The sequence below is a fragment of the Methylophaga sp. UBA2496 genome, assembly GCF_002341635.1.
In the GTDB taxonomy this organism is placed as follows: domain Bacteria; phylum Pseudomonadota; class Gammaproteobacteria; order Nitrosococcales; family Methylophagaceae; genus Methylophaga.
The window spans coordinates 1-22,525 of the sequence record NZ_DDOK01000009.1 but is presented as its reverse complement, the minus strand read 5'-3'; the positions used below and the strand labels follow the sequence as shown (position 1 = coordinate 22,525).

At 45.3% G+C, this 22,525-nt stretch carries 20 protein-coding genes; 14 read left to right on the top strand and 6 right to left on the bottom strand.

The features are described 5' to 3' along the window. Positions 1 to 7 precede the first annotated feature (7 nt). Genes B2W60_RS13245 through B2W60_RS13235 form a run of 3 tightly spaced genes read left to right on the top strand, consistent with a single transcriptional unit; the run spans position 8 to position 3,670 of the window. On the top strand, positions 8 to 1,417 hold the full coding sequence (locus B2W60_RS13245) for an ABC transporter permease (RefSeq protein WP_292359260.1): 1,410 nt from the start codon (positions 8 to 10) through the stop codon (positions 1,415 to 1,417). Continuing rightward, positions 1,414 to 3,447, top strand: a complete 2,034-nt coding sequence (locus B2W60_RS13240; RefSeq protein ID WP_292359261.1) for an ABC transporter ATP-binding protein — start codon at positions 1,414 to 1,416, stop codon at positions 3,445 to 3,447. Before B2W60_RS13245 ends, B2W60_RS13240 begins: the two co-directional genes overlap by 4 nt. Then, complete coding sequence (locus B2W60_RS13235) at positions 3,425 to 3,670, top strand: DUF1244 domain-containing protein (RefSeq protein ID WP_292359263.1); 246 nt, start codon at positions 3,425 to 3,427, stop codon at positions 3,668 to 3,670. The genes B2W60_RS13240 and B2W60_RS13235 overlap by 23 nt, the downstream gene beginning before the upstream one ends. Before the next feature lie 24 nt (positions 3,671 to 3,694). Here the strand turns inward: B2W60_RS13235 and B2W60_RS13230 are convergent, their stop codons facing one another. Then, a complete protein-coding gene (locus tag B2W60_RS13230) occupies positions 3,695 to 3,937 on the bottom strand; it encodes a zf-HC2 domain-containing protein (protein WP_292359264.1) in 243 nt (80 codons plus the stop codon). A gap of 1 nt (position 3,938) precedes the next feature. After that, entirely contained in the window at positions 3,939 to 4,559 is a 621-nt protein-coding gene (locus B2W60_RS13225) for an RNA polymerase sigma factor (protein ID WP_292359266.1), read from the bottom strand. A gap of 216 nt (positions 4,560 to 4,775) precedes the next feature. On the opposite strand from B2W60_RS13225, the gene B2W60_RS13220 reads away from it, so the two are divergent. From B2W60_RS13220 to B2W60_RS13175, 10 genes are all read left to right on the top strand, one after another. Continuing rightward, positions 4,776 to 5,069, top strand: a complete 294-nt coding sequence (locus B2W60_RS13220) for a low-complexity protein (RefSeq protein WP_292359267.1) — start codon at positions 4,776 to 4,778, stop codon at positions 5,067 to 5,069. 70 nt (positions 5,070 to 5,139) lie between these two features. Then, positions 5,140 to 5,775 carry a DoxX family protein gene (locus B2W60_RS13215; RefSeq protein WP_292359268.1) on the top strand — a complete coding sequence of 212 codons (636 nt, stop codon included), beginning with the start codon at positions 5,140 to 5,142 and terminating at the stop codon, positions 5,773 to 5,775. Further along, on the top strand, positions 5,762 to 6,718 hold the full coding sequence (msrP, locus tag B2W60_RS13210; RefSeq protein ID WP_292359270.1) for a protein-methionine-sulfoxide reductase catalytic subunit MsrP: 957 nt from the start codon (positions 5,762 to 5,764) through the stop codon (positions 6,716 to 6,718). The genes B2W60_RS13215 and msrP overlap by 14 nt, the downstream gene beginning before the upstream one ends. Then, positions 6,718 to 7,320 (top strand): sulfite oxidase heme-binding subunit YedZ, encoded by a 603-nt coding sequence (locus tag B2W60_RS13205; RefSeq protein ID WP_292359271.1) that lies wholly within the window; start codon positions 6,718 to 6,720, stop codon positions 7,318 to 7,320. The genes msrP and B2W60_RS13205 overlap by 1 nt, the downstream gene beginning before the upstream one ends. A 179-nt stretch (positions 7,321 to 7,499) precedes the next feature. Next, complete coding sequence (gene aceE / locus B2W60_RS13200) at positions 7,500 to 10,154, top strand: pyruvate dehydrogenase (acetyl-transferring), homodimeric type (protein WP_292359272.1); 2,655 nt, start codon at positions 7,500 to 7,502, stop codon at positions 10,152 to 10,154. A 3-nt stretch (positions 10,155 to 10,157) separates the two neighbouring features. Next, the gene (aceF, locus tag B2W60_RS13195) at positions 10,158 to 11,477 is read left to right on the top strand and encodes a dihydrolipoyllysine-residue acetyltransferase (protein ID WP_292359273.1); all 1,320 of its coding nucleotides are present in this window, start codon (positions 10,158 to 10,160) and stop codon (positions 11,475 to 11,477) included. Next, positions 11,474 to 13,267, top strand: coding sequence for a dihydrolipoyl dehydrogenase (gene lpdA, locus B2W60_RS13190; RefSeq protein WP_292359274.1), 1,794 nt, complete (start codon positions 11,474 to 11,476; stop codon positions 13,265 to 13,267). Before aceF ends, lpdA begins: the two co-directional genes overlap by 4 nt. 115 nt (positions 13,268 to 13,382) lie before the next feature. Beyond that, positions 13,383 to 14,168 (top strand): DNA adenine methylase, encoded by a 786-nt coding sequence (locus B2W60_RS13185; protein WP_292359275.1) that lies wholly within the window; start codon positions 13,383 to 13,385, stop codon positions 14,166 to 14,168. Between the two features lie 50 nt (positions 14,169 to 14,218). Continuing rightward, positions 14,219 to 15,430, top strand: a complete 1,212-nt coding sequence (locus B2W60_RS13180; protein ID WP_292359276.1) for an argininosuccinate synthase — start codon at positions 14,219 to 14,221, stop codon at positions 15,428 to 15,430. A gap of 25 nt (positions 15,431 to 15,455) precedes the next feature. Further along, positions 15,456 to 16,493 carry a GGDEF domain-containing protein gene (locus B2W60_RS13175; RefSeq protein ID WP_292359277.1) on the top strand — a complete coding sequence of 346 codons (1,038 nt, stop codon included), beginning with the start codon at positions 15,456 to 15,458 and terminating at the stop codon, positions 16,491 to 16,493. Between the two features lie 5 nt (positions 16,494 to 16,498). On the opposite strand, the gene B2W60_RS13170 is transcribed toward B2W60_RS13175, so the two are convergent. The 4 genes from B2W60_RS13170 to purB are packed head-to-tail and all read right to left on the bottom strand — an operon-like array spanning position 16,499 to position 19,771. Further along, positions 16,499 to 17,101: a nitroreductase family protein gene (locus B2W60_RS13170; protein ID WP_292359279.1), complete on the bottom strand. Its 603-nt coding sequence runs from the start codon at positions 17,099 to 17,101 to the stop codon at positions 16,499 to 16,501. 16 nt (positions 17,102 to 17,117) lie between these two features. Next, positions 17,118 to 17,900, bottom strand: a complete 783-nt coding sequence (locus tag B2W60_RS13165; RefSeq protein ID WP_292359280.1) for a secretin N-terminal domain-containing protein — start codon at positions 17,898 to 17,900, stop codon at positions 17,118 to 17,120. Next, positions 17,897 to 18,403, bottom strand: coding sequence for a hypothetical protein (locus B2W60_RS13160; RefSeq protein ID WP_292359282.1), 507 nt, complete (start codon positions 18,401 to 18,403; stop codon positions 17,897 to 17,899). The genes B2W60_RS13165 and B2W60_RS13160 overlap by 4 nt, the downstream gene beginning before the upstream one ends. Next, positions 18,404 to 19,771: an adenylosuccinate lyase gene (purB, locus tag B2W60_RS13155; protein ID WP_292359283.1), complete on the bottom strand. Its 1,368-nt coding sequence runs from the start codon at positions 19,769 to 19,771 to the stop codon at positions 18,404 to 18,406. 138 nt (positions 19,772 to 19,909) lie between these two features. Here purB and acnB point away from each other — a divergent pair, with 138 nt between their 5' ends. Next, positions 19,910 to 22,447 (top strand): bifunctional aconitate hydratase 2/2-methylisocitrate dehydratase, encoded by a 2,538-nt coding sequence (gene acnB, locus B2W60_RS13150; protein WP_292359284.1) that lies wholly within the window; start codon positions 19,910 to 19,912, stop codon positions 22,445 to 22,447. Positions 22,448 to 22,525: the final 78 nt, after the last annotated feature.

The following is a 22,525-nucleotide window of genomic DNA, read 5'->3' as shown; positions in this document are numbered from 1 at the left end:
GACAGCCATGCCCTTTCTGCCGGTATTTTTGTGGACCGACATTCTGATTTTCATTCTGCTGACTGTTATAACGGCTGGGATATTCTACCTGCGTAGTAAACCGCATTTACGTGCTCCCTGGATTATGGTGATGCAGCGTAAACGCGGTGTCATTTCCATCATTATCCTATTGAGTTATGTCAGTATCGGTTTTCTCGATTCATTGCATTTTCGAACGGCATTAGCGTCTGAGAGCAATACACAGCAACATTATTCAACTGAAGTGCTTAGTGTACTGGACTGGCTGATAACGCCCATCCGTACTCAGGTTGAAAAAACTTATTCTGCGCCGTTTGCAACCCATTTATTTGTCAAGGAAATGCAAGTCGTGCAGGGCGGGCAGTTGGAATACAACTATCCACGCTTACAGCATTCCGCCCAACACCTGGCAACTGAAACAGAAAAATGGGCTGATGTCAGCAGGATTGTGGCGAAAAGCACGTATACAGCTGTCATCTTCACAGCGCTGCTGATCGTTTTTTATATTCTGTATTGGAAGATACGTTACCGGCATCCCGCTTTTGCTAAGCTCAAACGGCTGCTGCGCGGAGAGTCCGATTATCCGATCCGCACCTTTTATCTGATGATTTTTCTGCTGAGCTGGTTAAGCATTACATTGATAATGCTGAGCCAGTATTACCATGTGTTTGGCACGGATAAAGTCGGGCAAAGTGTCCTGTATCAGGCGCTGAAAAGCATCAGAACAGGGCTGGCGATTGGCACGTTGACTACACTGATAATGTTACCGCTGGCTATTTTCCTGGGTATCAGCGCGGGTTATTTCAAAGGCTGGGTTGACGACGTTATTCAGTATATTTACACTACCTTAAACTCTATTCCCGGCGTGTTATTAATCGCAGCTGCAGTATTAATGTTGCAGGTGTATATGAATACGCATCCAGAAAACTTTGCCACCATTGCCGAAAGGGCAGATATCCGTTTGCTGTTTTTGTGTTTGATACTTGGTGTCACAAGTTGGACAGGCCTGTGCCGTATCCTGCGGGGTGAAACACTCAAATTACGCGAAGCCGAATATGTATTGGCTGCCCGATCATTAGGGGTAAGTAATCTGAATATCCTGCATCGCCATATCCTGCCAAACCTGATGCATATCGTTTTGATTACTGTGGTGCTGGACTTCAGTGGACTGGTGCTGGCTGAAGCTGTGTTGTCGTATGTCGGGGTCGGCGTTGACCCATCAATGATCAGTTGGGGCAATATGATTAACAGTGCACGACTTGAAATGGGCCGTGAACCGGTGGTCTGGTGGTCTTTAACTGCAGCATTTATCTCGATGTTCATGTTGGTACTGGCCGCTAACTTATTTGCCGATGTGGTACGCGATGCCTTTGATCCAAGAATGCAGAGGGCACGATGAGTTCGACGGCATTATTGGAGGTTAAAGGTCTCAAAACCTGGTTTGCCAGTAAAGATCAGCCTTTTAAAGCGGTTGATGGTATCGATTTTACCCTCCAGCAAGGCGAGACCTTTGCCTTACTCGGCGAATCAGGCTGTGGTAAATCCATCAGTGCATTGTCCCTGTTGAGGTTGAATCCTTACCCAGCCAGTCAGATTGTGGCAGGTGAAATCAATTTAAATGGTCAGGATCTGCTCAAACTTTCCGAAGCAGAAATGGAGTCGGTTCGGGGCAGACGGGTCGCTATGATCTTTCAGGAACCACAAAGTTCTCTGAATCCAGTATTGACCATTGGGCAGCAGATCGGTGAAACATTGCGCTGGCATTTCAAATTATCGCCACAGGATATACAGCAGCGCAGTGTGAACTTACTGGATTCTGTTGGTATACCTGATCCTCTGCGACGCCTTAAAGAATACCCACATCAAATGTCTGGTGGCATGAAGCAGCGTGTGATGATCGCCATGGCATTAGCCGGTGAGCCGGAGTTATTGATTGCGGATGAGCCCACCACAGCATTGGACGTCACCATTCAGGCACAGATACTGGATTTACTTAAACAGATTCAGCGTGATACCGGGATGGCGATTTTACTTATAACGCATGATCTTGGTGTGGCAGCCCAGATGGCGGATCACATTGCTGTGATGTATGCCGGACAAATTGTAGAACAGACAGACAGACAGACATTTTTTGAACATCCCCAACACCCGTATTCACAAAAACTCTTTGAAGCTTTGCCCGGTGAACAAAAACGTGAACAACGTTTAACAGTGATTAAAGGCAATGTCCCGCCGTTAAATCAGAATTTTGTTGGCTGCCGGTTTGCTGAGCGTTGTGATCATGCCTGGGAGCATTGTCATCAGCATGAGCCACGATGGATTGAAACGGAACAAACAGGTGTCCGTTGTCATTTATATGACTCTGCGATAGTTTCTTCACGAGCTGAAGCAATCAAACCATTACATGCTTCACACCTATCAGATGTGGTTCCCTCACAGGTGCATGCGCTTGATGTCAGGGGATTAAAAATTCATTTCCCCATTCGCAAAGGTATTTTGCAGCGCACGGTGGGTCACGTTAAAGCGGTGGATGGTGTCAACCTGACATTACATAATGCTGAAACGCTGGCACTGGTGGGCGAATCCGGCTGCGGCAAGACCACGGTGGGTAAAGGCATTTTACAGCTGGTTAAGGTGACTGCTGGTGAAGTGAGTTTTCAGGGGAAAGTGCTAAACCGGCTATCTCAACGTGAATTAAAACCTTACCGGGGTCAGTTGCAGATCATTTTTCAGGATCCATTTTCATCAATGAATCCAAGGATGACCGTTGAGCAGATTATTGAAGAAGCGATAGACAGGTCGAGGTTTCGAAAAGATCCTGATGCCAGATCTGAATATGTTGATTCATTACTTGAACGTGTCGGCCTGCGTGCGGATATCCGACATCGTTACCCCCATGAATTTTCCGGGGGACAACGTCAACGGATTTGTATTGCTCGTGCGCTGGCGACTGAACCTGAAGTCATTATCTGTGATGAGCCTACCAGTGCGCTGGATGTCTCAGTGCAGGCGCAAATTCTGAATTTACTGCGTGATATTCAACATGAGTTTGGGCTGTCGTTTTTATTTATTACGCATAATATCGGTGTAGTGGATTATCTGGCGCATCGGGTGGCTGTAATGTATCTGGGCAGAATTGTCGAACAGGGTACTCGCAAGCAAGTGCTGGATTCGCCTAAACATCCCTATACACAGGCTTTATTAGCCGCTGTACCGGATTTGAATAAGCAACATCTGCAGGTTGCGGTCAGGGGCGAATTACCTTCGCCCGCCAATCCACCTGCAGGGTGTCATTTCCATCAACGCTGTCAGCAGGTGATGCCAATTTGCCATGATCAGTATCCATCCACTACGGTGCTGGAAAATGGCCATCAGGTTAATTGTTTTTTATATGAAGAGGATGAAGATGGACAAACAAACACAAACTGAACTGGAAGCTGCGGCATTTCGCAGATTGGTTGCACATTTACAGGAACGTACTGACGTACAGAATATTGATTTAATGAATCTGGCAGGTTTTTGCCGTAATTGCCTGTCTAAATGGTATCTGGCCGCGGCAGAAGAAAAGGGCGTGGAAATGGATTATGATGCTGCCCGTGAACATGTCTATGGCATGTCTTATGACGAGTGGAAACAAAAGTATCAGAAATAGAGATTATTCAGTGCCAGCAGACATTTATTGTTTGCTGGCGTTTTCCTGAAGATGTTTGGCCATAGCTTTCATTTTGTCGTCAACAATCACCGCATGGGTTGCTGGCAATTGTCGGATACTGAGTATGGTGGTTTTTAACTGACGTACATGGTTTCGGCAGTTATGGCAAAGAAACAAATGTAACTTGAATGCCATGCGTTGCTGAAATGACAAATCTTTATCCAGATAATCACTGGCCATTGCTTCGATGTCACGGCATTTAAGCATATTAACTATTTTCCTGATATTGATGGATTTTTTGCTGTATCGCAGAGCGTGCACGATGCAATAACACTCTTGCATTGGACGCAGAGATATTCAGAATGTTACAGATTTCCTGCATTGACTCACCTTCCAGATCATACATAGTTAATACCGCTTGTTGCTGTGGCGGCAGTTGGGCAAAGGTTTGCTGAATGATTTCCTTGAGCTGATGATTGGCAATGATTGCTTCAGGGGTATCAATATCCCATTGTGAAACTTGCTCTCGCCAGTGATCTTTATGATTAAAACGGTCATCTGTATCAAGCTGTTGCCAGTTTTCATCTAATGACACCTGGCGTTTTTCCCGGCGTAACCTGGTTTTGGCAGCATTTGCTGTAATTTGCACCAGCCAGGTATACAAACTGCTTCGCCCCCCAAAATCTGCCAGTGAGCCGATAGCCGAAATCCACGCATCCTGAGCGATTTCTTCAGCAAAGGCTTCACCAATGATAGCTTTGGCGATCATCACCATTTTGGGATGGTACAACGCTACCGCTATTTCAAATGCCGTTGAGTCACCGGCCAGCATGCCTTTAATTAACGCTGCATCATCGCCAAAGTCTTTCTGGTCAAACTTCTCCGTCATGTTGTTAGATACATAAATAAAAACATGCTTAGCTGCTCGTATAGGATATTTATCTGAGTTTAGACATGTTTACTGGATTTATCTTTACAAAATTCATCGATTGAGAAAAATTTTACTTTAGTTTGTAACAAACGTTTTACTCGTCAGTCTATGCTAACAAGCCCGGGCTATAGAGACGGGCTGATGATGTGATTTAAAACATAAGGAATTTAAGACATGGCTATGAACAAAAAAACCTCTATTGCATTGGCTGCCAGTGCAGCAATGACTGCGGGGCTGGCTTTATCACCAATGGCTGCGGCTGATAGCAACCCATTCCAATCTTCTGAATTAACCAATGGTTACATGCAGTTAGCAAAACATCACGAAGAAGGTAAATGTGGTGAAGCAAAATGCGGTGAAGACAGCAAAAAAGATAAAGAAGGAAAATGCGGCGAAGCCAAATGTGGTGAAGACAGCAAAAAGGATAAAGAAGGTAAATGCGGTGAAGGTAAATGTGGTGGTAACTGATTCAATTTATCGTGATTAACCAAAATAGCAGGGGCGTTAAGCCCCTGTTTTCCTCTGAGAGGTTATAAAAATGGTTAAATTCATCGCTAGTCTACAGCATTTATTGAATACCACTCGAAACGTAGATTTTCTGGCACCCTTGTTATTGAGAGCTTACTTGATACCGGTATTCTGGGTAGCTGCCAATAACAAATGGAACCCCTTTAATCCTGACAGTTCTTTACAGAATACCATTGACTGGTTTGCCAATCCGGATTGGGGCCTGGGTTTACCGTTTCCTGAACTGATGGCCTATCTGGCCTGGGGGGCTGAATATTTTGGTGCCATTCTGTTATTACTGGGTCTGGCAGTGCGCTGGGTCAGTATTCCGTTAATGATAACGATGCTGGTTGCGGCTTTCAGTGTGCATTGGAAGAACGGCTGGCAGGCGATTCACGATCCGATGAGTGCCTTTGCTGCGGAAAATGCTCCGGCGGCAATCGAACGGTTAGATCGTGCGAAATCTATCCTGCAGGAACATGGAAATTATAGCTGGCTGACGGAACATGGCAGTCTGGTTGTACTCAATAATGGTATCGAGTTTGCTGCAACGTACTTTGTTATGTTGCTGACATTATTTTTTATCGGGGCTGGTCGATATATCAGTGTGGATTACTGGTTGGCCAAACGCTTTAAACCCAATGAGGTGAATCATGTGGATTCGTAAAAAACATTCCTGGGATATTCCTGAATCTGAAGTCACTGACTATAAGGTCTATCTGAATCGCCGACAATTTATCAATGGTGCAGCCGGATTGGCAGCAGCAAGCGCCATGCCGCTAAGTTTTGCAGCAAAAGCGCCGACAGGTGAATCTTTTGACAATCTCGGAAAAAGTAGTTTTTCTACTGATGAAAAGCTCACCACCTATGAATCCATTACGACATACAATAATTTTTATGAATTTGGCACCGATAAAGAATCACCATCGGCGTTAGCCGCTGATTTTCCGGATCGCAGTGAGCCTTGGATAGTGACGATTGATGGTGAATGCGACAAGCCGGGAAAATATGACTATAACGAACTGATTCAAGCGCAAAGCCTGGAAGAACGGATTTATCGTCTACGTTGTGTGGAAGGCTGGTCGATGGTCATTCCCTGGGTGGGATTTCCATTAGCGGAGCTTTTAAAACAGGCACAACCCAACTCCAAAGCCAAATTTGTTGAATTTACGACATTGTATGATCCCGAGCAAATGCCGGGTCAGCGTCGCCGGGTTTTAAACTGGCCCTACCTTGAAGGCTTGCGAATTGATGAGGCAATGCATCCGTTGACATTACTTGCCGTGGGGTTATATGGCCGGGAAATGCCTGGTCAGAATGGTGCACCGATTCGTCTGGTCGTGCCCTGGAAATATGGTTTTAAAAGTATCAAATCGATTGTACGAATTCGCTTTGTAGAAGAAATGCCGTTAACGGCCTGGGTGCAGGCTAATGCAGGTGAATACGGTTTTTATTCCAATGTGAACCCGGATGTAAACCATCCACGCTGGAGTCAACGTCGCGAAAGACGTATTGGCGAATTCCTCAAACGTGAAACGCTTATGTTTAACGGTTATGGTGAAGAAGTCGCAGCGTTGTACAACGGCATGGATCTGAAACGCTATTTCTAATGAGAAAGCATGTTGCCGGGCTGAAAATACTGGTTTTCAGTATCTCATTACTACCTTTATTCTGGCTGAGCTATGCACTGATATCGGATCAATTGGGAGCTAACCCCATTGAAGCCATTACCCGTGATACAGGCGTATGGGCATTACGGTTTATTATGGTGACATTATTCATATCACCTTTACGCAAGCTCACAGGAATCAATGAATTTATCCGATTTCGCCGCATGTTGGGTTTGTTTGCGTTCTTTTATGCCAGCCTGCATATGCTGTTGTATTTTGGACTGGATCAGTTTTTTGATCTGCATGAAATATGGCTGGATATTGTCAAGCGTCCCTTCATTACCATCGGGTTTATCAGCTTTATCCTGCTCATTCCATTAACGATAACGTCTACTGATAAGATGATAAAGAGGTTAGGGGGGCGTCGCTGGAAAAAACTGCATTACTTAATTTATCTGATTGTCGTGCTTTCTTGTGTGCATTTTTATATGCTGGTCAAGCAAGATAAAACCGAGCCGTTAATTTATTTATTGATTGCTATCCTGTTGTTGGGTTTCAGAGTGTTTAGCCAGCGTCGGCGTCATCAGGTAGCAGGTTCCTGAAGCCAATTTCATTGGCTTTTACGGCTTTTTTTCAGTATTTAATTTTTCCACAAGGTTTTGATTTTCTTGCCAGAATGGCGCTGTAGCAGGCTTTTGTCCTCGCATCTGAGTGTGAATTAAACAAAAACTGTTACAATGTGCGGCTGTAATTTATCGCGTTGAGATTTAAGAAGGTATATATGACTGATTTTGTCGATCACGATCCACAAGAAACGCAAGAATGGTTGGACGCTCTGGAGTCTGTGCTTGAAGCGGCCGGTGACGAAAAAGCCCATTACATTATTGAAAAACTCATTGATAAGGCCCGCCGTAGTGGTGTCAATCTGCCTTATAGTGCTAATACCGCATACGTAAATACCATTCCGGTGGATCAACAGGAACGCATTCCTGGTGATCAGGCAATGGAGCATAAGCTCAGATCGTATATCCGTTGGAATGCAATGGCGATGGTGGTTAAGGCCAATATGAAACCCGGTGCTGTCGGCGGACATATTGCGAGCTTCTCATCTGCGGCAACACTTTATGATGTAGGGTTTAATCATTTCTACAGAGGTGATAACCATGAAGAAGGCGCCGATATGGTGTTTGTTCAGGGTCACTCTGCACCGGGCATCTATGCTCGATCTTTCCTGGAAGGCCGTCTGACGGAAGAGCAATTGGATAATTTCCGCTTTGAAGTCGATGGTAAGGGGTTGTCTTCCTATCCGCATCCATGGTTAATGCCAGATTACTGGCAGTTCCCCACCGTTTCAATGGGCCTTGGTCCAATTCTTTCCATCTATCAAGCGCGATTCATGAAATACATGCATCATCGCGAAATCGCCAAAACATCAGGTCGCCATGTATGGGCGTATCTGGGCGATGGTGAGATGGATGAGCCGGAATCTTTAGGCGCTATTACACTGGCTGGTCGTGAAAAACTCGATAATCTGATCTTTGTTGTCAACTGCAACCTGCAACGTCTTGACGGTCCGGTTCGTGGTAATGGCAAAATAATCCAGGAACTTGAAGCTTTATTCCGTGGTGCTGGCTGGAATGTATTAAAAGTTATCTGGGGCAGTGGTTGGGATCAATTACTGGCAAGGGATACCAAAGGCTTGTTGCTGAAACGCATGGAAGAAGTCGTCGACGGCGAATACCAGAATTACAAAGCAAAAGATGGTGCTTATGTACGTAAGCATTTCTTTGGTAAATACCCTGAGCTGCTGGATATGGTTTCAGATATGACCGATGAGGATATCTGGCACTTGAGTCGTGGCGGCCACGATCCTCGTAAGATTTATGCCGCTTATAAACGTGCAGTGGACCATCAGGGGCAACCCACTGTTATCCTGGCGAAAACCGTTAAAGGGTATGGACTGGGTCAGGCGGGTGAAGGTCAGAACACGACTCACCAGCAGAAGAAAATGGAACTGGAGCACATGAAACGCTTCCGTGACCGTTTCAATATCCCCATTCCAGATGATGAAATCGAAGAGATTCCATACATCAAACTGGATGACGACAGTGAAGAGAAAAAATATCTGCTGGAACGTCGAAAAGAGCTGGGTGGGTTTATTCCTAAACGCAGCCATAGTGCTCCGGCACTGGAACTTCCGCCATTAAGCATTTTTGATGCAGTACTAAAAGACAGTGGGGATCGTGAGTTATCTACTACGATGGCCTTTGTACGAATAATTACCGCATTAATTCGTGATAAGAAAATCGGCAAAAACATCGTACCAATCGTGCCGGATGAAGCGCGTACCTTTGGTATGGAAGGTCTGTTCCGTTCTATCGGTATTTATTCATCTTCCGGCCAGATGTACGAACCCGAAGATTCCGGAAAAGTCATGTGGTATCGCGAAGATACCAAAGGCCAGATCCTGGAGGAAGGTATTAACGAAGCCGGTTCAATGTCCGAGTGGGTTTCTGCGGCCACGGCGTATTCAAACTACAACGTTAATATGGTGCCGTTCTATATCTATTACTCGATGTTTGGTTTCCAGCGTGTAGGTGATTTGTGCTGGTTGGCCGGTGATATCCAGGCCAAAGGTTTCCTGATCGGTGGTACTGCAGGCCGTACAACACTGAACGGTGAAGGTTTGCAGCATCAGGATGGACACAGTCTGATTCTGGCAAACACCATTCCTAACTGCATCAGCTATGATCCGACCTATGCTTATGAAATGGCTATCATCGTACATGAAGGCATGCGCCGAATGTATGAACAACAGGAAGGCGTGTTTTATTACATCACCGCGATGAATGAAAACTATACCCATCCTGCTATGCCAAAAGGTGTGGAAGAGGGCATTATCAAAGGTCTCTATAAGCTTAAATCAGGTGGCAAACACAAGATTAAAGCGCAGCTTCTCGGTAGCGGCACTATTCTCCGTGAAGTGGAAGCAGCTGCTGAAATGCTGGAAAAAGACTGGAATGTTTCTGCCAATGTGTGGAGTGCGACCAGTGTGAATGAACTGGTTCGGGATGGTATGGATGTGGATCGTTATAACCGTCTGCATCCAACTGCTGAGAAAAAAACCAGCTATATTTCACAATGCCTGGATGACCAGGAGGGCGTTGTAGTGGCTTCCACAGATTACATGCGTCTGTATGCCGAGCAATTACGTCCCTGGATCAAACAGCGTTATGTTGTACTGGGTACCGATGGCTTTGGTCGCAGTGATACCCGTGAAAGATTGCGCAGCTTCTTCGAAGTGGATCGATATCACGTGGTTGTCGCCACCCTCAGTGCATTGGCTGATGAAGGTGCTGTTAAATACGATGTGGTTGCAAAAGCTATTAAGCAGTACAAAATTGATGCTGACGCAACGAATCCAGTTAAGGTTTAAAACATGGCAGATTTAATCGAATTAAAAGTCCCGGACATTGGTGATTTTGATAGCGTTGAAATCATTGAAGTATTAGTTGCTGAAGGTGATTCAATCAATGCTGATCAGGAAGTGATCACCATTGAATCCGATAAAGCGATGATGGAAATTCCATCATCGCTAAGCGGTACAATCAAGGAAATGAAAGTCAAAGTCGGTGATAAGGTCAGTGAAGGTTCAGTTATTGCCTTGATTGAATCTTCTGATGCCGGCGCTGAAGAAAACGAAAAGCCGGCTGAAAAAGCAGCAGAAAGTAAACCAGCAGAGAAAGAAAAACCTGCTGCGGCTGAGAGTAAACCGGCACCGACACCTACAGTAGCGAATCCTGAGCCAGAAAGAACTGAAACATTGCCTTATGCACCGGATACCGGTTCAGCTAAAAAACCTTCACATGCATCACCTTCAGTACGGCAGTTTGCTCGTGAATTAGGTGTGCCTTTGGCTGCGGTTGTCGGTAGTGGACAAAAAGGCCGTATTACCAAAGAAGATGTCCAAAACTTTGTTAAACAGGTCATGAATGCACCAGCACCAAAAGCAGCCGACGGTGCCGGAATCCCATCTGTTCCTGTAGTCAACTTTGAACAGTTCGGTGAAATTGAAAGCAAAGAACTGTCACGCATCAAGAAAATTTCCGGCAAACATCTGCATGCTTGCTGGTTGAATATTCCACATGTAACGCAATTTGATGAAGCCGATATCACTGAGCTGGAAGAATTCCGTCAGGAAAATAAAGAAATGGCTGCCAAGAAGGGTGTCAGTCTGACGCCGTTGGTGTTCATTATGAAAGCAGTTGTCGCCTGCCTGCGACAGTATCCGGAATTTAACGCCTCGTTAAGCGAAGATAAACAAAGCCTGATTTACAAAAAGTATTACAACATCGGTGTAGCAGTAGATACACCCAATGGTTTGATGGTTCCGGTTATTCGGGATGTCGATAAAAAAGGCTTCCTGGAACTGGCCGGTGAACTGGGTGAAATCAGTGTCCGTGCGCGTGAAGGAACCTTAACAGCGAAAGATTTACAGGGTGGGACCTTTTCTATTTCCAGTCTGGGAGGTATTGGCGGTCAATTCTTTACCCCGATTGTCAATGCACCTGAAGTCGCTATTCTGGGGGTGAGTCGCCACCAGATGAAACCGGTGTGGAATGGCAAGGAGTTTGAACCTCGTTTGATGTTGCCACTGTCTATTTCATACGACCATCGGGTGATTGATGGTGCGGCAGGTGCTCGATTCACTGTGATGTTGAATCAGATGTTATCGGATATCAGAAAGGTCTTGTTATGAGTTTGATTGAAGTCAAAGTTCCGGATATCGGCGATTTTGATGCGGTTGAAATTATTGAAATCCTGGTTTCAGAAGGAGAGTCAGTCACCGCGAATCAAGACATTATCACGCTGGAATCTGATAAAGCCGCAATGGAAATCCCTAGCTCTGATGCTGGTGTCATCAAGTCATTGAAAGTCAAAGTGGGTGATAAAGTTGCTCAGGGTGATGTGATTCTGACGCTGGAAACCGAAGCAGATTCCGCCGCAGAAGATAAAGCGGCAGAAACGAAAACTGAAGCTGCTAAACCTGCTGACACGGAAACAGAAAAACCTGCTGAAAAATCCAATGCAGCACCGGTTGCTAAAAAGGACATCCCAACCGATGCCGATATGCATGCCGAAGTCGTTGTACTGGGCTCTGGTCCTGGCGGTTATACCGCGGCATTTCGTGCAGCAGACTTAGGCAAGCAGGTGATATTGATTGAACGTCATCAACGTATTGGCGGTGTGTGTCTGAATGTTGGTTGTATTCCTTCAAAAGCTCTATTGCATACCGCTCACGTTATTAATGAAGCGAGACATATCGCTGATAATGGTGTGACCTTTGGTGCGCCGAAAATTGATATTCGCAAAGTCGCAGATTGGAAAGACGGAATTGTTTCCAAGCTGACTGGTGGATTATCAGCGTTGGCCAAGCAACGTAAAGTGACTGTGGTACATGGTGAAGCACAGTTCTCCAGTACCAATTTAATGCAGGTCAAGACAGAAGGTGGCGATAAAACCATCAGTTTTGAAAATTGTATTATTGCTGCGGGCTCACGTGTAACGAAAATTCCTGTCTTCCCCAATGATGATCCACGGATGATGGATTCCACCGATGCATTGGAATTGGAAGATATTCCCAAAAAACTGCTGGTGATTGGTGGCGGTATTATCGGTCTGGAAATGGCAACGGTATACAACGCTCTGGGTTCTGAAATCAGTGTTGTCGAATTACAGGACAGTCTGATTCCCGGCGCGGATAAGGATCTGGTCAAACCGTTGCATAACCATATTCAGAAACAGTACAAAGCGATTTATCTGAAAACCAAAGTCAGCAAAATTGATGCGCTTAAATCCGGCTTGAAAGTCACGTTTGAAGGTGACAAAGCACCGGAACCGCAAACGTATGACAAAATTCTGGTGGCAGTAGGCCGTTCACCCAACGGTAAATTGATTAATGCAGAAGCTGCTGGTGTGAACGTCGATGATTATGGCTTTATTGAAGTCAATCAGCAGATGCAGACCAATGTGCCGCATATCTATGCAATTGGTGACATTGTCGGCCAACCTATGCTGGCGCATAAAGCGACGCATGAAGGCAAAGTGGCAGCAGAGCATATCGCCGGTAAAAAAGTGGCTTTTGATCCCATGACGATTCCTTCTGTGGCTTATACCGATCCGGAAGTTGCCTGGATGGGATTGAGTGAAGATGACGCTAAAAAGCAGGGCATCGAGTATGTTAAAGGTGCGTTTCCTTGGGCAGCCAGTGGCCGTAGCTTGAGCGTGGATCGTGATGAAGGACTCACCAAAGCCTTGTTTGACAAAGAAACTGGTCGTTTACTTGGTGCCGGTATTGTTGGACCAAATGCCGGTGAGTTAATCGCCGAGGCGGTATTGGCGCTTGAAATGGGCGCTGATGCAGAAGATATTGGCTTGAGCATTCATCCGCATCCTACTTTGTCAGAGACTTTTGCGTTTGCAGCGGAAATGGCAGAGGGCAATATTACCGATCTGATGCCGCCACGCAAAACATTGCATTCCAAGTAATATCAGACTATCCGTTCGGTGCCGATTCAGCTTCCGAACGGATAGATAATCTCAACTCAGCAATCAGTAATGAACTGCTTTTCATGCAGCGGAATCGATCGGTGACAATTCAGCTATGACCAGAGAAGCTTCTTTGCTTAAACCGCCATTGAAATGGGCTGGTGGTAAACGCTGGTTAATTCCCAGATTACGCGATTTGTGGAAACAGTTTCCTGATTATCGTCTGGTAGAACCGTTTTGTGGTGGCTTGTCTGTGGCGTTAGGGCTAAATCCTGATAAGGCATTACTGAATGATTTAAATCCGGCGCTGATCAATTTTTATCAACAATTGCAGCAAGGTTTGACAATCGATTTACCACTGGCAAATGATGAGCAGCTTTATTACCAGTACCGTAAACAGTTCAATGATATTGCAGCACATACCGATGCCGAACGTGCTCAGTTGTTTTATTATCTGAATCGCACTGGTTATAACGGTTTATGCCGTTTTAATAAAAGCGGCGGTTATAACGTACCTTTTGGACGTTATAAAACGATTAATTATGTCAGCGACTTTGCATCTTACCAATCGGTGCTGAATAAATGGGAGTTCAGCAATACGGATTTTGCTCAGATCGACATCAAGCCAAATGATTTCATTTATGCTGATCCACCTTACGATGTACCTTTTCGACAATATTCCCAGCAGGGTTTTGACTGGGATGATCAAGTTCGGTTAGCCGAATGGCTGGCCAATCACAATGGGCCTGTAGTGCTGTCCAATCAGGCTACAGATAACATTAAAAAACTCTACCGTGAACTTGGCTTTACATTGAAATTTCTTGATGCTCCGCGGACTATCAGCTGCAAAGGAGATAAACGTCAGGCGGCAAGAGAAGTGCTTGCTTTACGTGGATTTTGATACAATAACGCATTCTTTTTTACATTCTTCGATACAGGATTTCCCCACTTATGTCTGACATCAAAAAAGTCGTTCTAGCCTATTCAGGTGGTCTGGATACTTCCGTTATTCTTAAATGGCTGCAGGATAAATATCAATGTGAAGTGGTGACCTTTACAGCCGATCTTGGTCAAGGTGAAGAAGTCGAGCCGGCGCGCGCCAAGGCGCAATCTCTGGGCATCAAAGAAATTTATATTGAAGATTTGCGTGAAGAATTTGCCCGTGATTATGTGTTCCCGATGTTCCGTGCCAATGCCATATATGAGGGTGAATACCTGTTAGGTACTTCGATTGCCCGGCCGTTAATTGCTAAACGGCTGGTTGAAATTGCGGCACAAACGGGTGCCGAAGCGGTCTCGCACGGCGCCACAGGTAAAGGCAATGATCAGGTACGTTTTGAATTGGGTGCCTATGGCCTGAATCCAAACATTAAAGTCATCGCCCCTTGGCGTGAATGGGATTTGTTATCGCGTCAAAAACTGCTGGATTATGCCGAAAAGCATGGTATTCCAGTGGAAATGAAACAAGGTAAAAAATCACCTTACTCAATGGATGCCAACTTGCTGCATATCTCCTATGAAGGCGGCATTCTTGAGGATCCATGGGCTGAAGCGGAAGAAAGCATGTGGCGCTGGTCTGTTTCGCCTGAAAATGCACCGGATAAACCGACTTATCTGGAACTCAGCTATGAAAAAGGCGACATCGTTGCCATTAATGGTGAGCGTATGACGCCTGCACAAGTGATGACGTATCTGAATAAGGTTGCTGGTGAAAACGGTGTTGGACGATTAGATATTGTTGAAAATCGTTATGTCGGTATGAAATCCCGCGGTTGCTATGAAACCCCTGCCGGCACAGTCATGTTAAAAGCGCATCGTGCCATCGAATCACTGACGTTGGATCGTGAAGTTGCTCACTTGAAGGATGAATTGATGCCTCGTTATGCCAGTATGATTTATAACGGTTACTGGTGGGCTCCGGAACGTCTGATGATGCAGACAATGATAGATGCATCACAGACTAACGTGAACGGTGATGTCAGAATCAAATTGTATAAAGGGAATGTAATAGTAGTGGGTAGACAATCTGCTACAGACAGTCTGTTTGATGAATCAATTGCTACATTTGAAGATGATGCAGGTGCCTATGATCAGAAAGATGCAGAAGGGTTTATTAAACTGAATGCGCTACGATTGAAAATAGCAGGGAAGAAGAAAAAATAGGCATGCGGACTTTGCCGGAGTAATTATGAAATACAGCGAGCATGATGAGCGAACAGCAGAATGGATGCGATTAGCGCTCTCTAAAATGAAACAATTTGACATTGCTCCGACGCCGGCAAATTATGCGCTATGGTTTGAGTATGTTTCCGGTACCAATCTCGCTTTGACCGAAGCTGTAGATAACGAAATCGGCATGACAGGAAAACTGACTGCTCAACAAAGCCATTTGTTATACGAGCAGTTTTTTGATGACGATAAGGATCGTGCTGCGATGTTTGAAATGCGCCAGGAGCTGGCGCGTTTACTTAAACAGGTGTTGAATTACGTCTACACAGGTGTGACCACTACAGATCGTAGCAACAGTCATTTACAAAGCATGCTGAGTCGCCTGCAACCGGATTTAAACCGGCAGCAACTACATACACTTATCGAAGAAGTACTGATTGAAACCCGGTTGGCTGTTTCTTCAGGTGAATTACTCAATGAGCAGTTAAACGGTGCAATGACCGAAGTTGCTGCATTGAAGAAAGAATTAAGTGATTCCCGACGAGAAGCGATAACCGACAGTTTGACTGGTTTAGCCAATCGTAAGCACTTCGACGAGCTCATCAATAAAATGACTCTGGATGCGGATCAGAATGGCATGGATGTTTCTGTCATTTTTACTGACGTGGACATGTTCAGCGTTATTAACGAAAAACATGGTCAGTTGGTGGGTGATCAAGTGTTAAGAGTAATTGCTGAATTAATGAAGAAATCTTTGAAAGGGCGTGATTTGGTTGCGCGATATGGCGGTGAGGAATTTGCTGTTATTTTGCCAAATACCAGTATGCAAAATGCCCGTAACCTTGCTGAAACGATACGTCAGGATCTTGCCAGTAAACGTATTCAGCGAAAAGATACCCATGAACCACTGGGGATGATAACTATGTCATTCGGGGTGGCTCGTTATGTACGCGGCGAGGGCGTCGACAGCTTTCTGCAACGGGTCGATCGTGCGGTGTATCTGGCTAAACGAAGCGGGCGCAATAATGTGTGTGATGCGCCCCCGCCGGTTATCTGATCTGATTAAAAACTATCGGTAAAAAACACTTCCTCGAGCGGTAATTGTCCTGCTCGGGGGCGTGCATCTTCCAGTTTCTTGCCCACCGTAATCATCATCACAATAATGTGGTCGTGAGGCAGATTGATGATGCGGGCTACTTTATCAAAATCAAAACCATCCATCGGGCAAGTGTCATAACCCATACCCTTTGCCATTAACATGATATTCATTGCCGCGATGCTGGCTGAACGCACGCATTCATCACGTTGGCCCTGATGATGATTGGTGTAGTAATTCTCAATGGCAGGCAAAATGGCTTTCTGTGCGGCTTCAGGCGCATGCTGCCAATAGCGTTCAGGTTGTTTTTCCCATGCATTCAAATCGGCACATAGCACCAGTAACATAGAGGCGTCTACAACCTGCGCCTGTCCCCAGGCGGCTTCCAGAATCTGTTGGCGTTTTTCAGCGTCCTGTACATGGACAAACCGCCAGTGCTGAATATTAAACGCAGTGGGTGACAGGATGGCATGTTCCATCAATTCGTTTATTTCTGCTTCGGTCATTTGATGTGCCGGGTCATAATGTTTGACCGAGCGACGAGTTTGAATCGCTTCTTTTATATCCATTTTTTCGGAAAAGTACTCAGTTAAGTTCGATTTTAAGATACAGCCATTGTTGTTCATCTTGATGACTGCGATAGGTTTTTGCATTTTGTTGCTGACGTTGCTGTTCACCAATCTGGCCGATCAATATCCATTGATTGACCGGACCATTTACTGTGGTTAACAGACTGGTTGAGGTGATATCACCATTACGTTGCATTTCAGAGAACAACGGGAAAATATCGACCCGGGCTTGTTGATTGCCGAGAATATTGACTCTTGCCTGAAAGCCGTTATCCAGCTGAATATACTGAGTCGACTCCTGCACAGCGATTCCACCATGCGGATAAAAAATAAGTTGTTGCTGATTATCGGCAACAGCACGACCCATTTGAATATCGATAGGCTGTCCGGCAATACCACGCGCCTGATATTGCTGATCCCGTTCACGACTGTTTTTGGTTGACCAGCGATTTATCTCTAGCGATGAATTCTTAGGATTTTCTAAATCAATATTTAACTGATCATTGGAAAAACGTTCATCGTTAATTTGTTGCTGGGTTCGCAACACCGTGACAGTCAGACTTTGCACTCTGCTATCCAGCTGCTTGACCAGTTGTTCAATCTCATTAAAACTCTGTGACGAACTTTTTATAATCAACAGATTATCGTGCCCATTAATAGTGGTGTAATTATCTATCATGGGTTCAATCATCGGTAATATTTCTGCTGCAAGACGATGCTGCAGCTGAATCGTTCTGATCTGATCGGCAAAAGCCGGCAATGCCAGACAGATAAAACATATCGACCAGAACATTTTCATAAGTGTAATCGCCTTGTGGTCACATCGGCAGTGCTGTGATCCCAGTATTCCTCAAACTGTTGTTTGAGTTCACGTACCGTCAGGGGATCGTGCAAATTTGCCTGTCCCAGATAACGTTGATTATTAAGACAACGTAAATAGCTGGAATCATCCACCAGTATGACGATATTTTTGGGACGCTGGTGCTTCTCTGACAGGATATTCAGACTGATCGAACTGGTCAGCCTGGAAATAAGTGGCAACAGTCGATGAGAATTCGTCATACTGCTCTGCGTTTCATCCACTAAAAAGCGGATTCGGGTGCGTGCACTTTTAATACAAAGTTTTTTGATGACTTCGATTACAGCTGGCTGATCAAGTAATACTGCTTCCAGATTACTACCCAAAAAACAGATTTCCCGTTGAGCCGATTCCACCAATGTGAGGGCAGCAGCAGCTGCCTCATGTTTACCATCAAACACGATGATTTGATTGGAATGGTCATTAGTGGAATGCTCAGTCATTTAGCAGTTTTTCGCCTGTTCAATGGCATTACCGATGTAGCTCGCTGGTGACATGTCTTTCAATGCAAACTTCACAGCATCTGGTAACTCAAGTGTATCGATAAAATCATGCATTATTTGTTTATTAACTCGCTGTCCACGGGTTAATTCCTTGAGTTTTTCATAAGGATTCTCAATGCCATATCGACGCATAACGGTTTGAATTGGTTCCGCCAGCAATTCCCAGTTAGCATCCAAATCCGCTGCCATCACTTCCGGGGCGGCTTCCAGTTTGCTGATACCTTTAAGTGCCGAGCTGTAAGCCAGCAAGGAGTGGGCAAAACCCACACCGATATTCCGTAAAACGGTTGAATCCGTCAGATCACGCTGCCAGCGTGAAACAGGCAGTTTCATGGCCATATGATCAAAGGTTGCATTGGCTATACCCAGGTTGCCTTCAGCATTCTCAAAATCAATCGGATTAACCTTATGCGGCATGGTCGAAGAACCAATTTCACCTTTTACGGTTCGTTGTTTGAAATAGCCGATTGATATATAGCTCCATACGTCGCGGCAAAAATCAATTAAAACGGTATTAAAACGAATCATCGCCTGGAAAAGTTCGGCGACATAATCATGCGGTTCAATCTGAGTGGTGTATTTGTTCCAGCGCAGTCCCAGTCCAGTGACAAATGCATTCGCCATCATGGGCCAGTCAACATTTGGATAAGCCGCATAGTGGGCATTGTAGTTACCAACCGCACCGTTCATTTTTCCGTATAACAATACGGCAGCGACATGGGTACGCTGCAGCTCCAGGCGTTTTACTACATTCGCTAATTCTTTACCCAGAGTTGTCGGAGAGGCCGGTTGACCATGAGTACGTGACATCATCGGTGTTTCAGCCTGCTCCAGAGCCAGTTTCTTCAGTGCGCCAATCAACGTGTCCATTTCCGGCAGGATAACCTGTTCTCGGGCGTTTTTAAGCATAATGCCATAGGCCGTATTATTGATATCCTCTGAAGTACAGGCAAAATGCACAAACTCATTTACGGCATCCAGTTCGGCATTGTGTTTGAATTTACGTTTGATAAAGTATTCAACGGCTTTGACATCATGGTTGGTTTCCCGCTCGATCGCCTTGATTTCAGCAGCATCCTCAACCGAAAAGTTAGTCATTAAATCGTTAAGAAATTGTTCAGCTGTTTCGCTTAATTTAGGGACTTCATGAATATCAGCATTGGCGCCGAGTAAATGTAACCAACGGCACTCGACCTCAACACGGGCGCGCAGCAAACCATACTCACTGAAATAGGGGCGCAAAGCCTTTGTTTTATCGGCATAACGGCCATCAACCGGTGAGATGGCAGTAAGAGCAGTTAATTCCATGAAAACTCCATTAAAAATAAGCTGAAAATTGGCCGAAATTATAGCAGAACTCGGCCCTGTTTCTGGATTTGATTCAGTTTGATTTGTGAATTTGCGTTAAAATAGCGCCCATCTTAGTTTCAACTTCGGAGCGTTTTCGTGCTGCAAGAATATCAAAAACATGTTGAAGAGCGTGCTGCTGAGGGTTTACCGCCTTTACCGTTGGATGCAAAACAGGTGTCTGACATTATTGAAGGGCTTAAACAACCTCAAAACAGTGATAGAGAAGTATTACTTGAGTTGTTAATTCACCGCGTTCCACCGGGTGTAGACAAATCGGCCTACGTAAAAGCAGGTTTTTTAGCCGCTATTGCCAAGCAGGAAGCCCAATGTGATTTGATAACACCGGTTCATGCCACTGAATTGCTTGGCACAATGATGGGCGGCTATAACATTCAGCCGTTAATCGAATTGCTGGATTTAGATGAAACTGCGGAGGCGGCGCAGTTAGCCTTATCCAAAATTGTCATGGTCTATGACGCTTACCATGATGTTGTGGAAAAGGCAGAAACCAATTCATATGCAAAACGCATTCTGCAATCCTGGGCTGAGGCCGAATGGTTTCTTTCCAAACCCATTCTCCCCGAATCGATAACCCTCACTGTATTTAAGGTTCCGGGTGAAACTAACACCGATGATTTATCACCTGCGACTGAGGCATGGAGTCGTCCGGATATTCCCTTGCATGCCAAAGCCATGCTGGTCAGCAAAATGCCCGGCGCATTAGAGAACATTATTACTCTGAAAGAAAAAGGCTATCCACTGGCTTATGTCGGCGATGTCGTCGGAACGGGTTCATCACGTAAATCTGCCATTAATTCTGTGCTCTGGCATATGGGCCACGATGTACCATTTGTGCCTAATAAACGTCAGGGTGGTGTCATTTTAGGAAATAATATTGCGCCAATATTCTTTAACACGGCAGAAGATTCGGGTGCTTTGCCGATCGAATGTAATGTCGATAAGTTAGAGATGGGGGATGTCATTACCATCAAACCTTATGAAGGCAAAATTTATAATGAAGCCGGTGACGTGATTTCTGAGTTCACTTTACGGCCGACCACTATTGCTGATGAAGTGCGTGCCGGTGGTCGTATTCCTTTGATTATTGGTCGTGGTTTAACCGATAAAGCCCGCGAAACATTGGGAATGCCTCCCTCAGAGGTCTTCAAACGTCCCGTTGAACCTGTCCACAGTGACAAAGGTTTTACACTGGCGCAGAAGATGGTTGGTGTTGCCTGTGGTGTGGAAGGTGTGCGTCCCGGTGCTTACTGTGAACCCAAAGTCACCACTGTTGGCTCCCAGGATACAACGGGTGCCATGACCCGTGATGAGTTGAAAGAATTAGCCTGTCTTGGATTTTCGTCTGATTTGGTGATGCAGTCTTTCTGTCATACCGCAGCTTATCCAAAACCGGTGGATATAAAACTGCAACACGAATTACCAGAGTTTATCAGTACCCGTGGCGGCGTTTCACTGCGTCCCGGTGATGGCGTTATACATTCTTGGTTAAACCGGATGATTTTGCCTGATACCGTCGGCACCGGTGGTGACTCACACACCCGTTTCCCGATCGGTATCAGTTTTCCGGCTGGTTCAGGTTTGGTGGCATTTGCTGCAGCACTGGGTGTTATGCCCTTAGATATGCCGGAATCCGTTTTGGTACGTTTTAAAGGTGAAATGCAACCGGGAATTACCTTACGTGACCTGGTTAATGCCATTCCTTATGCAGCGATTCAGGAAGGTTTGCTGACGGTTGAGAAGAAAGGTAAGAAAAATATCTTTAATGGCCGAGTACTGGAAATTGAAGGCCTACCGGATTTGAAAGTTGAGCAGGCGTTTGAGTTATCAGATGCCTCTGCTGAACGTAGTGCCAACGGTTGTACCGTAAGATTGAATAAAGAACCGATCATCGAGTTTTTAACTTCCAATATTTCTTTAATGGAATGGATGATTGCCGAAGGTTATGAAGATGCCAGAACCCTGCAACGTCGGATTGATGCCATGAAAGTCTGGCTGGCTGATCCTCAGCTGCTTGAACCGGATGCTGATGCGGAATATGCGGCAGTTATCGAGATTGATTTAAATGACATTAAAGAACCATTACTGGCTTGCCCGAATGATCCGGATGATATCAAACCGTTATCTGAAGTGGCGGGAGCCAACATTGATGAAGTGTTTATCGGTTCCTGCATGACCAATATCGGTCATTACCGTGCGGCTGGAAAAGTACTGGAAAAAATGGGTAATTTACCGGTCAAACTATGGGTCGCTCCACCGACCAAAATGGATCAGCATCAACTGACCGAAGAGGGGATTTACAGCATTTTCGGCCGGGTGGGTGCTCGTACTGAAACACCGGGTTGTTCATTGTGTATGGGGAATCAGGCGCGTGTTGCTGATAATGCCACTGTAGTGTCAACTTCAACCAGAAACTTCCCGAACCGACTGGGTAATGGTGCTGATGTGTATTTATCCTCAGCTGAACTGGCGGCAGTGGTTGCCAGTCTCGGAAGAATCCCAACGGTTGCAGAGTATCTTGAAAAAGTTGCCGGCATTCAGCCAATGGCAAAAGAGATATACCGTTATCTGAACTTTAATGAGCTGGAACACTATCAGCGTGCTAAAGCCAGTTAATCTGGTAAAGTGCAGAAACAAAAAAAGGGCTGTTATGACAGCCCTTTTTTATATGGGTGACCCGTCCTAAATAAGGTT

Excerpts from the sequence above, each read along its gene's own strand:
- B2W60_RS13170 (WP_292359279.1), bottom strand. The coding sequence starts at position 17,101 with ATGGATATAAAAGAAGCGATTCAAACTCGTCGCTCGGTCAAACATTAT.
- B2W60_RS13185 (WP_292359275.1), top strand. The coding sequence starts at position 13,383 with ATGACCAGAGAAGCTTCTTTGCTTAAACCGCCATTGAAATGGGCTGGT.
- B2W60_RS13240 (WP_292359261.1), top strand. The coding sequence starts at position 1,414 with ATGAGTTCGACGGCATTATTGGAGGTTAAAGGTCTCAAAACCTGGTTT.
- B2W60_RS13160 (WP_292359282.1), bottom strand. The coding sequence starts at position 18,403 with ATGACTGAGCATTCCACTAATGACCATTCCAATCAAATCATCGTGTTT.
- B2W60_RS13235 (WP_292359263.1), top strand. The coding sequence starts at position 3,425 with ATGGACAAACAAACACAAACTGAACTGGAAGCTGCGGCATTTCGCAGA.
- B2W60_RS13215 (WP_292359268.1), top strand. The coding sequence starts at position 5,140 with ATGGTTAAATTCATCGCTAGTCTACAGCATTTATTGAATACCACTCGA.
- B2W60_RS13230 (WP_292359264.1), bottom strand. The coding sequence starts at position 3,937 with ATGCTTAAATGCCGTGACATCGAAGCAATGGCCAGTGATTATCTGGAT.
- purB (WP_292359283.1), bottom strand. The coding sequence starts at position 19,771 with ATGGAATTAACTGCTCTTACTGCCATCTCACCGGTTGATGGCCGTTAT.
- B2W60_RS13225 (WP_292359266.1), bottom strand. The coding sequence starts at position 4,559 with ATGACGGAGAAGTTTGACCAGAAAGACTTTGGCGATGATGCAGCGTTA.
- msrP (WP_292359270.1), top strand. The coding sequence starts at position 5,762 with ATGTGGATTCGTAAAAAACATTCCTGGGATATTCCTGAATCTGAAGTC.
- aceE (WP_292359272.1), top strand. The coding sequence starts at position 7,500 with ATGACTGATTTTGTCGATCACGATCCACAAGAAACGCAAGAATGGTTG.
- B2W60_RS13220 (WP_292359267.1), top strand. The coding sequence starts at position 4,776 with ATGGCTATGAACAAAAAAACCTCTATTGCATTGGCTGCCAGTGCAGCA.
- aceF (WP_292359273.1), top strand. The coding sequence starts at position 10,158 with ATGGCAGATTTAATCGAATTAAAAGTCCCGGACATTGGTGATTTTGAT.
- lpdA (WP_292359274.1), top strand. The coding sequence starts at position 11,474 with ATGAGTTTGATTGAAGTCAAAGTTCCGGATATCGGCGATTTTGATGCG.
- B2W60_RS13175 (WP_292359277.1), top strand. The coding sequence starts at position 15,456 with ATGAAATACAGCGAGCATGATGAGCGAACAGCAGAATGGATGCGATTA.
- B2W60_RS13245 (WP_292359260.1), top strand. The coding sequence starts at position 8 with ATGCCCTTTCTGCCGGTATTTTTGTGGACCGACATTCTGATTTTCATT.
- B2W60_RS13180 (WP_292359276.1), top strand. The coding sequence starts at position 14,219 with ATGTCTGACATCAAAAAAGTCGTTCTAGCCTATTCAGGTGGTCTGGAT.
- B2W60_RS13205 (WP_292359271.1), top strand. The coding sequence starts at position 6,718 with ATGAGAAAGCATGTTGCCGGGCTGAAAATACTGGTTTTCAGTATCTCA.
- B2W60_RS13165 (WP_292359280.1), bottom strand. The coding sequence starts at position 17,900 with ATGAAAATGTTCTGGTCGATATGTTTTATCTGTCTGGCATTGCCGGCT.